The sequence below is a fragment of the Bradyrhizobium sp. AUGA SZCCT0182 genome, from assembly GCF_018130185.1.
Classification (GTDB): Bacteria; Pseudomonadota; Alphaproteobacteria; order Rhizobiales; family Xanthobacteraceae; genus Bradyrhizobium.
Genome location: NZ_JAFCLY010000053.1, coordinates 1 through 14853 on the forward strand (window position 1 = coordinate 1; position 14853 = coordinate 14853).

Annotated in this window: 12 protein-coding genes; 6 read left to right on the forward strand and 6 right to left on the reverse strand. The window is 63.9% G+C overall.

The window, feature by feature from the left end; genetic code table 11:
- Positions 1-574 precede the first annotated feature (574 nt).
- From JQ611_RS35780 to JQ611_RS35795, 4 genes are all read left to right on the forward strand, one after another.
- The gene (locus JQ611_RS35780; RefSeq protein ID WP_212468108.1) at positions 575-2620 is read left to right on the forward strand and encodes a DEAD/DEAH box helicase; all 2046 of its coding nucleotides are present in this window, start codon (positions 575-577) and stop codon (positions 2618-2620) included.
- Between the two features lie 142 nt (positions 2621-2762).
- Positions 2763-3473 (forward strand): SDR family NAD(P)-dependent oxidoreductase, encoded by a 711-nt coding sequence (locus JQ611_RS35785; protein ID WP_212267958.1) that lies wholly within the window; start codon positions 2763-2765, stop codon positions 3471-3473.
- 68 nt (positions 3474-3541) lie between these two features.
- Positions 3542-4903, forward strand: a complete 1362-nt coding sequence (locus JQ611_RS35790; protein ID WP_212468109.1) for an adenylosuccinate lyase family protein — start codon at positions 3542-3544, stop codon at positions 4901-4903.
- Between the two features lie 54 nt (positions 4904-4957).
- Positions 4958-6214, forward strand: coding sequence for an aminopeptidase (locus JQ611_RS35795; RefSeq protein WP_212468110.1), 1257 nt, complete (start codon positions 4958-4960; stop codon positions 6212-6214).
- A 24-nt stretch (positions 6215-6238) separates the two neighbouring features.
- Here JQ611_RS35795 and JQ611_RS35800 read toward each other — a convergent pair whose 3' ends face one another.
- Entirely contained in the window at positions 6239-7291 is a 1053-nt protein-coding gene (locus tag JQ611_RS35800; RefSeq protein WP_212468111.1) for an amidohydrolase, read from the reverse strand.
- Between the two features lie 42 nt (positions 7292-7333).
- Positions 7334-8149 carry an MBL fold metallo-hydrolase gene (locus JQ611_RS35805; RefSeq protein WP_212468112.1) on the reverse strand — a complete coding sequence of 272 codons (816 nt, stop codon included), beginning with the start codon at positions 8147-8149 and terminating at the stop codon, positions 7334-7336.
- 221 nt (positions 8150-8370) lie between these two features.
- Between JQ611_RS35805 and JQ611_RS35810 the strand changes: the two genes are divergently transcribed.
- Positions 8371-9255, forward strand: a complete 885-nt coding sequence (locus JQ611_RS35810; RefSeq protein ID WP_249133723.1) for an alpha/beta fold hydrolase — start codon at positions 8371-8373, stop codon at positions 9253-9255.
- Positions 9256-9369: 114 nt separating this feature from the next.
- Here the strand turns inward: JQ611_RS35810 and JQ611_RS35815 are convergent, their stop codons facing one another.
- The 4 genes from JQ611_RS35815 to JQ611_RS35830 form a co-directional block, all read right to left on the reverse strand.
- On the reverse strand, positions 9370-10008 hold the full coding sequence (locus tag JQ611_RS35815; RefSeq protein ID WP_249133719.1) for a 5-bromo-4-chloroindolyl phosphate hydrolysis family protein: 639 nt from the start codon (positions 10006-10008) through the stop codon (positions 9370-9372).
- 101 nt (positions 10009-10109) lie between these two features.
- A complete protein-coding gene (locus JQ611_RS35820; RefSeq protein WP_212267972.1) occupies positions 10110-11168 on the reverse strand; it encodes a toxic anion resistance protein in 1059 nt (352 codons plus the stop codon).
- A gap of 211 nt (positions 11169-11379) precedes the next feature.
- Positions 11380-12903 carry a permease gene (locus JQ611_RS35825; RefSeq protein WP_212468114.1) on the reverse strand — a complete coding sequence of 508 codons (1524 nt, stop codon included), beginning with the start codon at positions 12901-12903 and terminating at the stop codon, positions 11380-11382.
- Positions 12900-13649 (reverse strand): ABC transporter ATP-binding protein, encoded by a 750-nt coding sequence (locus tag JQ611_RS35830; protein ID WP_211999308.1) that lies wholly within the window; start codon positions 13647-13649, stop codon positions 12900-12902. Before JQ611_RS35830 ends, JQ611_RS35825 begins: the two co-directional genes overlap by 4 nt.
- A gap of 326 nt (positions 13650-13975) precedes the next feature.
- On the opposite strand from JQ611_RS35830, the gene JQ611_RS35835 reads away from it, so the two are divergent.
- Entirely contained in the window at positions 13976-14851 is an 876-nt protein-coding gene (locus JQ611_RS35835) for a branched-chain amino acid ABC transporter permease (RefSeq protein ID WP_212391770.1), read from the forward strand.
- Positions 14852-14853: the final 2 nt, after the last annotated feature.

Consider the following 14853-nt stretch of genomic DNA (forward strand, 5'->3'; position numbering starts at 1 on the left):
CACGGCATAAGCCGTAAAGCCATTGCGCAGGGAAGGCCGGGTGTTCTCCGCTGCCCTGTATGCTCGTGTGCAGCCTACTTAGTGCAAACCGCACGCGAGACCGCGGGTGCAGCGCGCACCCGGTCTTCCCTGCGCCCTCTCTATGAGAGGGCAAGGAAGTTCTGGCAAAGCTCGGGCGCTGTGCGTCGCGAGATCGCGAACGTGCGTTTGCGTCGTCCCGGCGAAGGCCGGGACCCATAACCACAGGGAGGCGTTTTACGAAAGGTCCCTGCGACCGAGCCTTGATCGAGGGATCACGCGGTATAGGTCCCGGCCCCCGTGCGCAATTGCGCACTAGGCCAGGACGACGGGATACCGAAGCAATATCAAAGCAATATCAAAGCCATAGCCCCGCCGTTAACGACGCAATGCAGCCCCCACCAACATTCCATGGCGCTTTGGCTGCGAATGGCCTAAAGGGTGCCTATCTCATTCAAATCGTTCGGGTCATCGGACCCGCGCATCCTCCAGCCGGCAGCCTCAATCGTATGGTTCGAGGCTTTATTCGGCTTACGCCCATTAAGGTTCTGATCCCGTGACATCCCTGACCACAAGTCCGCCGCTCGCCCGAGCCCTGGCCGAGCGCAATTTCGATTCCCTGACGCCGGTGCAGACCGCCGTGCTGGCAAATGACGCCGCCGGCCGCGACTTGCTGGTGTCGGCGCAGACCGGCTCCGGCAAGACCGTCGCCTATGGCCTCGCGATATCAGCCGAACTGCTCGGCGATGCCGAGCGGTTCGAGCGGGCTGGCGCACCGCTTGCCCTGATCGTCGCACCGACGCGTGAACTTGCCTTACAGGTCCATCGCGAACTCGCCTGGCTCTATCAATATGCCGATGCGCGCGTGGTTTCCTGCGTCGGCGGCATGGATCCGCGCCGTGAACAGCGTGAGCTCGCGGCCGGCGCCCACATCGTGGTCGGCACCCCGGGGCGGCTGTGCGATCATTTGAGGCGCAACCGGCTCGACATTTCCGAATTGAAGGCTGTCGTGCTCGACGAGGCCGACGAAATGCTCGATCTCGGATTTCGCGAGGATATGGAGTTCATCCTCGAGACCACGCCGGAGACCCGCCGCACCCTGCTGTTCTCGGCAACCCTGCCGCGCGTCATCATCGCCCTGGCCAAGGAATATCAGCAGGAAGCTTTCCGTATCGAGGTTGGCGGCGACGAAGGCGGCCACGCCGACATCGATTACCGCGCCATCCGGATTGCGCCCGGCGATGTCGACCATGCGGTGGTCAATACCTTGCGCTTCTTCGAATCGCCGAGCGCGCTGGTGTTCTGCAATACGCGCGAAGCGGTGCGGCATCTGCAGGCAACATTGTCGGAGCGCGGCTTCTCGGTCGTGGCGCTATCAGGCGAATTGACCCAGAACGAGCGCACCCACGCGCTGCAGGCATTGCGCGACGGACGCGCCCGCGTTTGCGTCGCGACCGACGTCGCCGCCCGCGGCATCGATCTGCCGAACCTCGATCTTGTCATCCACGCCGATATTCCGAACGATCCCGAAGTCATGCAGCATCGCTCCGGCCGCACCGGCCGCGCGGGGCGCAAGGGTGTCAGCGTCCTGCTGGTGCCGCCGGCGCGCAAGCGGCGCGCGGAAGTGCTGCTGAACCTGGCCGGCATCGATGCGATCTGGGGCACGGCGCCGCAGGCCGATGAAATCCGCAAGCTCGATCAGGAGCGCATGCTGAAGGATGCGCTGTTCGCCGAAGAGACCACATCAGAAGATCTGATGCTGGCGCAGGCGCTGCTCGCCGAGCGCTCGGCCGAGGATATCGCCGCGGCACTGGCGCGGCTCTATCGCTCACGGCTGCCCTCGCCCGAAGACATCATCGATCCCGGCGAACATCGCGCCCGGGGCCGCGAGGATCGCGGCCGCGAAAGAGATCGGGATAGTCGTGCGCCGCGCGGTGACGATCGCAACGCCAGCCCACGATCGAAGTCGAAAAAGCCGTCGGCGCGCCACGTCATGGGCGAGAACAGTGTCTGGTTCCGCGCCTCGATCGGCAGCCGCAAGAATGCCGAGGCGCGCTGGCTGTTGCCGATGATCTGCCGCCGCGGCGGCATCGACAAGACCGACATCGGCGCCATCCGCGTCATGGACACGACGACCGAGTTCGAGATTTCCGCGCGTGCCGCCGACAAATTTGTCGGCAACCTCCGCCGTCCCGACAAGGAAGACAATATTCGCATCGAGCCGCTGCCCGAGGGCCCGCAGGGCGAGCCCGCGGCCGAGAAGCGTCCGCCTGCGCGCGAGCGTGAGGAGAGGGCACCGAGGCCGCATGGCAAGCCGTGGCAGGACAAGCCGCGGGAAGCAAAGCCTTGGGACAAGCCTCGCGACGAAAAACCCCGTGATGAAAAGCCCTGGAGCAACAAGCCGCCCGGGGGCAAATCCCGCGACAGCAAGCCGTATGAAGAGAAGCCTCGCAGCGAGAAGGCTGCTGGATTCGACAAGGAAAGACGTTACGATAAAAAGCGGCCGTTCCGGGAGAAGCCCGCTTACGCCGCCAAGCCGAAACATGACGGCGCTGCGAAGCCCGCGTTCGGGAAGAAGAAAAAGAAGAAATTCCGCGACTGAGGAGGCGCCGGCAACCGGCCGGCGTGCTTCACCCGACGCTCATATCCTCGTGAACAGCGGAAAGCGGAAGCTCCTTCGATTGAATTGATGACGGTCGTCATATAAAAAATGGCTTGATGGACATCGAACGCAGGAGAGATGGATGGGAACGGCAATTGTCATCGGTGTCGGGCCTGATCAGGGCCTCGGCGCACAACTCTGCAAGCGCTTTGCCACCGAGGGCTTCAACGTTCTGGTTGCCGGCCGCACCAAGGCGGCGCTCGACGCCGTCGTTTCCGACATCGTCGCAGCCGGCGGGCGCGCTACGGCGGTCGTAGCCGACGCCACCAGTGAGGCCGATACCATCGCGCTGTTCGACAAGGCCGGTTCCGATCTCGAACTCGCGATCTACAACGCCGGCAATAACACGGCCGGCAAGATCATCGACATGACCGCCGATTACTTCGAGCAGAGCTGGCGCGTCGTGTGCTTCGGCGGCTTCCTGTTCGGCCGCGAGGCGGTCCGCCGCATGGTGCCGAAGGGCGCGGGCACATTGCTGTTCACCGGCGCGAGCGCCTCGTTGCGGGGCCGCTCGGGCTACGGCGCCTTCAATTCGTCGAAGGCGGGCTTGCGCACCCTGGCGCAGGCGATGGCCAAGGAATATGCCGGCGACGGCATTCATGTCGGACATGTCGTGGTTGATGGCGCGATCGGCGGCGAAAAGATCAAGACGCGTTTCCCGGAGGCCGCCGGCCGCGAGGAGCGCCTGATCAGCATCGAGGGCATCGTTGACGGCTTTGTGTTCCTGCACAAACAGCCGCCGCGCGCATGGTCGTTCGAGCTCGATGTCCGGACCATGCACGAGAAATGGTGATCGGCTTTCCCAACCGGCAATGATTGTGGCATGAGTCATTCCAGCGAATTGCCCTTCAGGAAACGACGATGCCCGCCTTTCCGACCTCGACCACCGTCCTTGACTCCATCCTGTTCCGCGACGCCTTCGGCACGCCGGCGATGCGCGAGGTGTTCTCGGATTTCAGCCTGATCTCGCGCTACGCGGAAGTCGAGATCGCGCTGGCCAAGGCCGAGGCGCGCTGCGGCGTGATCCCGGCGCAAGCCGCCGAGGAAATCGCAAAACGGACGGACGTCTCGGCGCTCGATTTCGACCTGCTGCGCAGCGAGACCGACATCGTCGGTTATCCGATCCTGCCGCTGGTGCACCAGATGGTGAAACAATGCGGCGACGCCGGCCGCTACGTGCATTGGGGCGCGACGACGCAGGACATCATGGACACCGCCGTGGTCCTGCAGGTCCGCACCGGGCTCGAAATCATCGAGGCTGATATCGCCGCCCTCCGCGGCATCCTCGCCGATCTCTCCAAGCGCTATCGCGATACGCCGATGGCGGGGCGCACCCATCTGCAGCAGGCGCTGCCGGTGACGTTCGGCTACAAGACCGCGATTTATCTCGCGATGTTCGATCGCCACGCCGAGCGCCTCGCGGAATTGAAGCCGCGCGTCCTTGTCGGCCAGTTCGCAGGCGCCGCCGGCACGCTGGCCTCGCTCGGCGACAAGGGGTTCGAGGTTCAAAAGGCGCTGTGCGAGGAACTCGGGCTCGGTGTGCCCGTCTCGACCTGGCATGTCGCACGCGACGGCCTTGCGGAAGTGATCAATTTCTTCGGCCTCGTCACCGGCTCGCTCGGCAAGATCGCGCTCGACATCATGATCATGGCCTCGACCGAATTTGCCGAACTCTACGAGCCGTTCGTGAAGGGCCGCGGCGCGTCCTCGACCATGCCGCAAAAACGCAACCCGATTTCATCCGAACTGATGCTGGCGGCGTGCAAGGGCGTGCGCCAGCATGCCGGTCTGATGCTGGACGCGATGGTGCAGGACTTTGAGCGCGCCACCGGGCCATGGCATGCCGAATGGATGGCGATCCCGGAAAGTTTTGTCCTCACCGCGGGCGCGCTGCATCAGGCCAAATTCGCGTTGGGCGGCCTGATCGTGGACGAGAAGAAGATGGCGGAAAATCTCGATATCAGCCGCGGGTTGATCGTCGCCGAAGCTGTGATGATGGGCCTGGCGCCCGACATCGGCCGGCAGGAGGCGCACGACGTCGTCTATGACGCCTGCCGCGTCGCCAATGAAAAAGGCACGACGCTGGCGGATGCGCTGTCCGCGGACCCGCGGGTCTCCTCGCGCATCGACCGCGCGACCATCGACCGCCTGACCTCGGCGAAGAATTACCTCGGTCTCGCGCCCGAGATGGTCGACCGCGTATTGGCGTCGTCGAAGCGTTGAAGGAACCGGCCGGTTCGCCTATCTCTGTAGCAACGATTGATTTGAGGGCCCGTCATGACCGCACACGAACGTAATTTTTCGACGCCGATCGATCCCGTGAAACTCGACCGCCTTGCCGAGGTCGCCGTGAAGGTCGGCCTGCAGTTGCGGCCGGGCCAGGACCTGCTTTTGACCGCGCCGTCGGTGGCGCTGCCGCTGGTTCGAAAAATCGCCGAGCATGCCTACAAGGCCGGTGCGGGCCTGGTGACGCCGTTCCTGTCCGACGAAGAGATCACGCTGTCGCGCTATCGCTACGGCCACAATGACGGGTTCGATCGCGCCGCCGGCTGGCTCTACGAGGGCATGGCGAAGGCGTTCGGCAATAACACCGCTCGGCTGGCGATCGTCGGCGACAATCCGATGCTGCTGTCGGGCGAGGATCCGACCAAGGTGGCGCGCGCCAGCAAGGCCAATTCGATGGCCTATCAGCCGGCGTTGGAAAAGATCGTCAATTTCGAAACCAACTGGAACATCATCGCCTATCCGAGCCCGGCATGGGCGAAGCAGGTATTTCCCGACGTTGCAGAAGATGTCGCGGTAGCAAAACTGGCGGACGCGATCTTCGCGGCCTCGCGCGTCGATCAGGACGGCGCGGTTGCGGCGTGGGAAAAACACAACGCGGTGCTGCGCGAGCGCACGCAATGGCTGAACGGCCAGCGCTTCCACGCGCTGAAATATTCGGGACCGGGCACTGATCTTACGATCGGTCTCGCCGACGGCCACGAATGGGAAGGCGGCGCCTCGATGGCCAAGAACGGCATCACCTGCAATGCCAATATCCCGACCGAAGAAGTCTTCACTACGCCGCATTGCCGGCGCGTGAGCGGGCATGTCGTCAGTTCCAAGCCGCTGTCCTATCAGGGCACCCTGATCGACAACATCGCGGTGCGGTTCGAGGAAGGCCGCATCGTCGAGGCCAAGGCTTCGCGCGGCGAGGAAGTATTGAAGAAAGTCCTCGACACCGATGAGGGCGCCGCGCGCCTCGGCGAAGTGGCGCTGGTGCCGCATTCCTCGCCGATCTCGAAAAGCGGATTGCTGTTCTTCAACACGCTGTTCGACGAGAACGCCGCCTCGCACATCGCGCTCGGCCAATGCTACTCGAAATGCTTCATCGACGGCGGCAAGCTGACGCCACAGCAGATCGCAGCACAGGGCGGCAACAAGAGCCTGATCCATATCGACTGGATGATCGGCTCGGCCGAGACCGACATCGACGGCATTCATGCCGACGGAAGCAGTGTCCCGGTATTCCGTAAGGGAGAATGGGCGTGAGCGGGAGCTCACGCCGGCCGTCAGCTAGGCGAGCTTCAATTTGTAAAAGTCCGTCGCCGTCTTCGAGAACATCGCCGTCTTCTCGGCCTCGCTGTATTGCGCGGCGAGCCGCTTGAAGGCGTTGAAGATCACCTGGTAGCTGCACTGGCCCTTGTCAGGCGGAAAATTGCTCTCGAACATGCAGCGGCTGGGTCCAAAGGACTCGATGCACGTCTCTATATAAGGGCGCCACGCAGCGGCGGCCTGTTCCGAGGTCGGCGGCTTCGGCCGCAGATGGAAGTCATAGCCGAGCAGGCTCATCGCGAGCCCGCCGAGCTTGACCACGACATTGGGACATTTGGCGATCTCCTGGATCGAGGTCTTCCACACCGGAAAGATCTCCTCGCGCCGGCCCGCATAGCTGCCGATTCCGATCGGGCCGCCGCAATGGTCGAGCACGATCCTGGTGTCCGGGAAGGCGCGGGCAAGATCGGTGAGTTCGCCGATCTGCGGATGAAACAGCCAGCCTTCGAAACTGAGGTCGAGCGGCGCGAGACAGGCGAACCCCTTGCGGAAGGTTGCGTCGAGCAGCAGGCCCTGCGGCCGCGTCGCATACATCCCGGCGACATTGGGATCGGCATCCCACGCCGCGGAATGCCTGATGCCGCGGAAGCGGCCGTTGCCGGCGACGATCTCCGCCTCCAGCACCGGCCTAGCGTCCTCGCCGAGCAGCAGATTGACGTGGCTGACGATGCCGGCGCAGATTGCAGCCTTGCCGTAGCCGCCGCTTGCGGCCATCGCGGCGACGCCGTTAGCGAATTCTACCTCGCCGACCGGGCGGAACGCCTCGGGCCCGTGCGCGCGGTACATCGAGCGGCAATCGACATAGACGGTCGCGATGATGTTGTGGCCGGATGCGATATCGGACGCCATCTCCTCGATCATGTAGCGCAGCCCGCCACGGTCCCACAAATGATGGTGCGGGTCGACGATGGGGCGGTCGGGGTCGATGATCTCCTCGGTGTGTTGCGCCAGCCAGTCTTCGCGCGGATCGGCATAGAGCCCGCTCTTCGAGGCGGGTGCAGTGCTGACGGCCATCGATGGTCACTCCCTGATTATTGTTATCGTTGTCGTGGCGGCTCAGACCCCGTCGAGAATGATCACGGTCGGCGTGGTGGGCAGCGTTTCCCGCGATATCTTCAGGGTTCGCTCGGTGCGCTGGTCGATCTCGAATTGCTTGCCGATCAGCCGCATGAATTCGTCGAGCGGGGTGGCGAAGCGGTGCATCGGCAGCACGACGGAGGCGCGCAGGCGCTTGGTGATTTCGGAGACGCCATCGAGCGACATCGTAAAGGTGCCGTCGATCGGGACCATCACGATGTCGAGCCGGCCGATCGCGGCGAAATGGCTGTCGTCGAGCTTGTGATGCAGGTGCCCGAGATGGCCGATGCAAAGCCCGGCGACCTCGAAGATGAAGATCGAGTTGCCGTCCCTGATCATCTCGCCGCCGGCGCCATCGCCGTAGTAGCGGCGGATGTCGGTGGTCACGTTGCGGATATAGACGTCCTCGACGCGCAGGCCGACCAGCGCAGGCTGCCCCTTGTCGCCCCAGCCGTGCAGCACATGCTTGATCTTGGGATCGGGAAACAGCGTGAAATGCGTCGAGTGCGCGCGGTTCATGGTGACGACGTCGGGCAGCCGCCCGGTCTGGTAGTAGCCGTTGAAATCGGTCCCGATCCGCACGCCGGCGGGCGTGTCGATGTAATAGGTGGAATGCCCGACATAAGTGATCGCGACCTCCTCCACCTTGGCCGCGGTGCGGCGGAGGCTAACCGGGGTTGCCCGCGGCGGGGCATTGGCCATCGCCAGGCATTCGCTGCGCAGCGGCGATTGCGCTGCCGCCGGCAAAATCAGCGAACCGAGGAAGGCAGTGGCAAGCACAAGCGATCGCAGCATGGCATGACCCGTATGCGGCGACGGCCGCTGGCATACTGTATCGCCGAATTCAGCGCCCGTCATGATGTCAATCGCGCACAGCTCCTGTGCCGCATTTGCTTCACCGGCGTTAGGCGATACCGTGTGGCCGGATGCCACAACGGAGTGACGCCTTGACCGAGCAAGCTTCAACGCCAGCCCAAAATGCCGCGCGCGCACCATCGTCGAAACGGCTGGAACCGCTGCGCAGCATCGATGCCGGCGTGCTCAAGATCGCCTATTACGAGGCGGGGCCGGCGGACGGACCTGTCGTGATGCTGATGCACGGCTTTCCCTACGACATTCACGCCTATGTGGATGTGGCGCCGCAGCTTACCGCCGAGGGATGCCGCGTCATCGTTCCCTATCTGCGCGGCTACGGACCGACCCGGTTTCGCGACAAGGCGACACCGCGGTCGGGCGAGCAGGCGGCGATCGGCGCGGATTTGATGGCGCTGATGGATGCGCTCGGCATCAAGCGCGCGGTGTTCGCCGGCTATGACTGGGGTGGCCGGGCCGCCTGTATCGGCGCGGCATTGTGGCCGGAGCGCTGCATCGGCCTGGTGTCGGTCAACGGCTACAACATCCAGGATATCGCCAAGGCGATGGTGCCGGCGCGGCCGGACCGCGAAGTGGCGCTCTGGTATCAGTATTATTTCCAGCTCGAGCGCGGACGCGCCGGCCTTGCCACCGACCGGCGCGGCATCGCCAAACTATTATGGCAGCAATGGTCGCCGAACTGGCATTTCGACGACGCCTGCTTCGAGCGGACGGCGGTCGCGCTCGACAATCCTGACTATGTCGAGGTGGTGATCCACAGCTACCGCCATCGCTACGGCCTTGCCGAGGGTGATCCGCAATATGCCGATCTGGAGCGCCGGCTGGCGGCGCAGCCCGTCATTACCGTGCCGACCATTACGCTCGACGGCGACGGGGATGGCGTGAGCCCGGCCACCGACGGCAGCAAGAGCGCGCCGAAATTCGCCGGCCGCCGGGTTCATCGGGTGGTGCCGCGCGCCGGACATAACCTGCCGCAGGAGGAGCCCGAGGCGTTTGCAGCGGCGGTGCTGGAATTGATCAAGGCGTAGGCCAGAGCAGCGACGTGATCGAACGAGCGAAGCTGGACCAGTGGCTGGCTACGCCGTCGCCAACCGATTGGGATGCTGACGCAGATAGACGTAAGCCGCCGGTCCCGGCGTCGATCAGACTCTCCCCTTCCCTGGACCCGAGGGAGCGCCGAGTTGCGGCGGTGGCCCGAGGTCCTCGTCGAGTGAGCTCTTCAGCAGTTTGAGCTCAATGTCCAGATTGCCGAGGTCGGCACTCTGCAAATTCCTCGCGTAATGGGTGAACGCGGCATCGAGCCGGTCGATCAGTTCAGCCGTTGCGGTGATCCGCGCCATGTCGCGCATGCCGCCCTTTTCAAGCAGCGCATAGGCCTCGGCGAGTTCGGCTGCCCGCGGCAAATAATAGGTGAGGAAGCGCCGTACCAGATCGATGCGCAACGGGTCATCCTCGACGCCCGCGAATATCTCGCGGGAAACCCGCGCTAGATGGCGGACGCGGTCGGCGACCTTGGGCGTGCCGATCGAACTCACGGCAACCTCCAGCCGCACCGCAAGCGGCTCGGCATCGGTCAGCAGTTCCCGCGCGAATTCGATTCTGCCCCGCGCGGCCCCACGGGCATCCAGCCTCTCGAACGGTTTGCGCGGCGAAAATGCAGTCACCAGCCCGCCGCCCGCCGCCAGGCTGACAATGCAGGCGATCCAGAACGGCATGCCGGTGCCGATCGCCAGCACCGGCAGCAGCACGGCTGCCGTGGCGCCGCCCGCGATCCAATTCATGCCTGAAAATGCCGGCAGCATTCCTTATAGCCTCGCACCGCGCGAAATGCCGAGCGCCAGCGCGAACAGCGGGCCGGCAAGGCAACGTCGCATCGCGGACTTCATGTCGTCGACTTGGACATCGCTGACTTCAACTCGTCGGTCAATTGCGCCATCCGCTGCTCGATCTCGGCGCGTTTCTTGCGGCCTTCCGCCTGGACGTTGAGGACGCCCGAAATGGTGTCGACCAGATCGCTGTTGGTTTTCTCCAGCGTCGCGATATCGATGATGCCGCGCTGTGATTGCTTTTCGATCTCGATCGCCTGGGTCTTCATCATCTCCGAGGCCTGTTTCATCATCTCGTTGGTGGCGTCGGTGACGGTCTTCTGCAAATCGAGCGCGGACTTCTGACGGGTGAGGCCGAGCAGAAGGATCATCTTCTGCTTCCAGACCGGGATCGCGAGTTCGGTCGTCGCCTGCAGGTTCTCGATCAGGGTCTCGTCGCCGGACTGCACGATACGGATCTGCGGCAGCTGTTGAATGCCGATCTGGCGCGCCTGCTGCAGATAGAAGACGCGCTTCTCGAGCCGGTCGAGTGCCTGCGCGGCATCCTGATAGGTTTGCGCCGCCAGCAAGGCGTCGCTGCCTTCGCCGGCTGCCTTCACGGCCTGTTCCAGTTCGACCAGCCGGCCACGGCGAAAGTCCTCGGCAAAGGTCTTGCCGGCGGCGATATGCGAATCGAGGTCGCCGAGCGATGCCTTGGTTTGTTCGTGCAGTTCGTCCAGCACGGCGATGTCGCGTCGCAAGGTTTCCTTGTTGCGGTCGAGTTCGACGCAGACGCGGTCGATCTGGGAGGCGACGTCGCCGAATTGTTCGGAGAACCGCCGCAAGCGCGATTCCATCGAGGAGAACAGGCGCGTGAAAAAGCCGCTGTCCTTGAGCGTCGCCGGATCGAGCCCACGCGCCTTGCCCAGGATGTCCGACAACAATTTGCCTGTTGTCCCGAGCTCCCGGTTCTGGGTTTGGGCGAGGATGCGGTCCGCGAACTCAACGACCGATCGCTGCGCGCGATCGCCGAAGGTAACGATGCGCGACCGATCGGAGATGTCGATCTCCGACTTGATCCGCGCAACCGCGGACGCGTCCACCATGACCGCCGGGACATTGATGGTTTCGCGCATCGCGCTTCCTCTCCTGTGTGCTCATTCCCGGCACATGGTGCCGCGGTAGTGCTTCGGCAAGATAGCCCAGCCAGCCAAACGAATCGATGACGGCGGCGTGGCCTTCCAGCCAGTCAGGCTTGTCGGAAATCCGCCCTCAACTTCAATAGGATATCGCTTTGTCGGGGTTCGGTCTGCCGAGGTTCACGGCTGAATACCGGGCGCTTCCGCATCAATCCCTTCGCGGGCTGATCTTCCACGTCCCGGCCAGCATCAGCGCGGTCATGGCGCCGCTGATGACGGCGGCAATCGGGATTGTGACGGCGAGGATCGCGGTCGCCGCCCATCCGATCGAGCAGAACGCTTCAGCAAATGTCGCGATGCGTGACGAGGTCTGGCGGCGGCGAAACTGGCTGCGTTTGGCCTGGACGCGAAACCACAGCTGGATCGCGGCCGCCGACACGGTGGCGATGACGACGAAGACGGCAGTGACCGCTGCCTGTACGGGTGAGGCCAAGGCCAGTGCAGCCACCAAGGGAGCGAAGATGACGCCGATCGCGATCATCACCACCTCGACCTTGGCACGGATCACGCTGCCGGGCGGCATCGGGGCGGTCGCGACCAAGTCTGCGGCGTCCTCGCCTGAAATCGTCAGCCAGGCGAGACCGCCGGCGAGTTGTCCGGCCGCCATCACGATCACGGGCGTGATCAGGACGGTCGCGGCCGAGCTATCGGAGAAGCTGCGCCACAGCATCAGCGCCGGCGGCACCAGATAAAGCAATTGCATCAGGCTCTGCGACACCAGCCAGGGATCACGCCGCAGCAGCATGAACTCCTTCCAGCGCAGCGCGGCTTGCCGCGAACCGCGGCGAAACGAGGTCGCGCGCGACCCGCGACGGATCGTCGTTGCGGTTGCCGAAGCGCTGACGACGGTGCCGGCAAATTTCGGCGAGAAGACCGCCATCACGCCGCCGAGCAGCACGAGGCTGCCGGCCAGCAGAAGCGAGAGCATTTCGCCGTCCCCGATCGCGGCGCGCGCCGGCCACCACAGCGGACTGTCGAAATCGGGGGCGTAGGCCGCCGCGGCGTCCGACGTCAGCACCGTAAACCGCGACAGCGTGCCGTAGGAGAGGATCGCGGCGACCTGGAGCGCGATGACGAAACCCGCACCGATGACGGCGGCGAGAATCTGTGCAGCGAGCCGCGTCCGGCTCGGACCGATCAATCGAAACAATAATACCGTGATTGCGATCGCAACCGCCGCGGCTGACAGGCCTATGGCGATGACGACGCCAAACGCCGAGAACCACCTGATGCCGCCGCCGATCACGAGAACGTCGACGAAGGGGCTCGACAACAGCAGGGCCATGGCCGTGACCGAGAGCGCGATTGCCGCGATCCGCACCGAGAAGATGTTGGTCAGCCTGACCGGAGAGGACATGATCAAATCGAGGTCGGCGCGCGCATAGAACACCCGCGTCACCGATTCGATCGCCTGCGACAGCATCAGGGCCCAGGCCAGGAAGATCGTTGCTGACATGACGATCAGCGTCGGCTTGTCGAGCGGGGCTTGCAGATCGGCAAAGCGGCCGATCACCGCATAGGCCGGCAGATGCAGGAAGGCGGCGAGCACGAGCAGCCCGATCACGGCGCGTGTTCGTTTTCGCCGCGCGCCCGTCATCATGGCGAGCCATTCGCGCCACGCCAGCCGGATTTCGTGCCGGGCAAACCAGGTGAGATCAGCGGCCGAGCTCATGCGGCCGCGTCGGTGTCGACGAGTGCAATGAACATGTCTTCGAGGCTGGTGTCGTTGCGGCCGTTCTGCTGGCGCAATTCGGTGAGCGTGCCTTCGGCCACCAGCCGGCCCGCGGCGATGACGCCGATGCGGTCGGCCATCCGTTCGGCGACTTCCAGAATATGCGTCGTCATGATCACGGTGCAGCCGGCGCGGACGCGTGCCTGCAGCAGTCCCTTGACGTGACGCGCGGACAGCGCGTCGAGGCCGGTGAGAGGTTCATCGAGGATGATCAGGCGGGGGTCATGGACCAGTGCACCGGCCAGCGCCACCTTCTGGCGCATGCCTTTCGAAAATCCTTCGCAGCGTTCGTGCAGATGCGGCTGGAGCCCGAGCGACACCAGCAGATCCTGCGCGGAGGATTCGGCAATCGAAGCATCGACGCCCCAGAGGCCGGCAACGAATTCGAGATATTCCAGTGGCGTCAGCTTGTCATAAATCATCGGCTCGTCCGACACCCACGCCATGATCTGCTTGGCGGCGACGGGATCGGCGAGCGCATCGATGCCCAATATTGAGACAGCGCCGGCGTCGGGTCGCAGCAGGCCGGCCACCATGCGCAACGTCGTGGTCTTGCCGGCACCGTTGGGGCCGAGCAGGGCGTAGAATTCGCCGCGGTGGACGGTGAGATCGAGCGCATCGACCGCTGGGCGGTCAAAACGCTTCGTTAACCCTCGCACCTGCAGCGCTGATACATCGGGGTTCATGAGGTCGGGACGGTCCGGGTTTCATGTGTCGCCGCGAACCATGGACCCAAGAACTTTCGGTGCGGTGAATCGAAGACCCCAAATCGCGCCGATATGAACGCTTCCAAGGCTACTTTGAAGGCTACTTCGAAGCCAACTTCCGCCCTGCGGCATTTCTGCGCAATTGTTAACGCGGGCCGCAACCAGCGCTCTGTTGACAGTCGTCGGCGCTTTGGTCTCAATGGGGACGGACATATGTGACTTTCAGCGCTTCGACACAAGAGCGCGAAGGCAGGATGCGTTAAGGCGATCCGTAGAATCGCGGGGCATCCGGGGGAGGGGAATCGATGCTGGACTTCGTTCAGCAACTGGTGAGTGGCATCGCACTTGGCTGCGTTTACGGCTTGATCGCGCTCGGCTTCGTGCTGGTGTACAAGGCCACCGAGGTCGTCAATTTCGCCCAGGGCGATTTGATGATGCTGGGCGGTTTCTTCGCCTTCACTTTCATCGGTATGCTCGGCCTCAATTACTGGCTCGGATTCGCCGGCGCTGTGATCTGCATGGCGCTGTTTGGCATGCTGGCCGAACGCGTGGTGGTGCGTCCGATCCTCGGCTATCCCCAGTTTTCCATCATCATGGCGACGATCGGGCTCGGATATTTCCTGCGCTCCATCGCCGGCATGATCTGGGGCACCGACGATCTCAAGATCGAGACGCCGTTCAGCCAGGGTGTGTTGCGGATCGGCTCGCTGGTGCTGGCCCACGACAAGCTCTCGGTGATCGCCGCGACCGTCATCCTTTGCGGGTTGCTCTATCTGTTCTTCAACCGCACCACGCTCGGCACCGCGATGCGCGCCAGTTCCGAGAACATGCTGGCTGCCTACTACATGGGCATTCCGGTCAAGCGGGTGGTGTCGATCGTCTGGGCGATCAGCGCTGCGGTCGCAACCGCCGCCGGCGTGTTGCTGGCGCCGATCACCTTCATTCATTCCAACGTCGGGCTGGTGCTGGGATTGAAGGCGTTTCCCGCCGCGGTGCTTGGCGGCTTCGGATCGATTCCAGGTGCGGTGGTCGGCGGCGTCCTGATCGGCGTGATTGAGAGCATGGCCGGCTTCTATCTGCCGCAAGGCTGGAAAGACGTCGCGCCTTACCTCGTTCTCCTCGTGGTGTTGCTGCTCAAGCCCGAAGGCCTGTTCGGTGTGCACACGCGCAAGAAGGTTTAGGG